A 516-nucleotide genomic window follows, 5' to 3' on the forward strand; every position below is an offset into this window, starting at 1 on the left:
ACCAGCGTACGGCCCACAGAATGATGTCACGCTGAAAATGCCGGCCTTTGAATGGGTTCATGTGCAGCTCCATCAGCAAAAGGGGATGATAAGTTTATCACCACCGACTATTTGCAACAGTGCCCTCTGATGTTACATTGCACAAGATAAAAATATATCATCATGAACAATAAAACTGTCTGCTTACATAAACAGTAATACAAGGGGTGTTATGAGCCATATTCAACGGGAAACGTCTTGCTCGAGGCCGCGATTAAATTCCAACATGGATGCTGATTTATATGGGTATAAATGGGCTCGCGATAATGTCGGGCAATCAGGTGCGACAATCTATCGATTGTATGGGAAGCCCGATGCGCCAGAGTTGTTTCTGAAACATGGCAAAGGTAGCGTTGCCAATGATGTTACAGATGAGATGGTCAGACTAAACTGGCTGACGGAATTTATGCCTCTTCCGACCATCAAGCATTTTATCCGTACTCCTGATGATGCATGGTTACTCACCACTGCGATCCC

At 45.0% G+C, this 516-nt stretch carries 1 protein-coding gene and 1 pseudogene; one reads left to right on the plus strand and one right to left on the minus strand.

Features of this window, described 5'->3' with window-relative positions; genetic code table 11:
- Window positions 1-61: hypothetical protein (locus ACSIPU_RS30510; RefSeq protein WP_001549973.1), on the minus strand; the 61-nt coding region annotated here is incomplete at its 3' end.
- Between the two features lie 150 nt (window positions 62-211).
- Here ACSIPU_RS30510 and ACSIPU_RS30515 point away from each other — a divergent pair.
- Window positions 212-516, plus strand: a pseudogene (locus tag ACSIPU_RS30515) (APH(3') family aminoglycoside O-phosphotransferase); the annotation flags it as partial.

Source organism: Klebsiella sp. HN106, from assembly GCF_051209435.1.
GTDB classification, from domain to species: Bacteria; Pseudomonadota; Gammaproteobacteria; order Enterobacterales; family Enterobacteriaceae; genus Klebsiella; species Klebsiella oxytoca.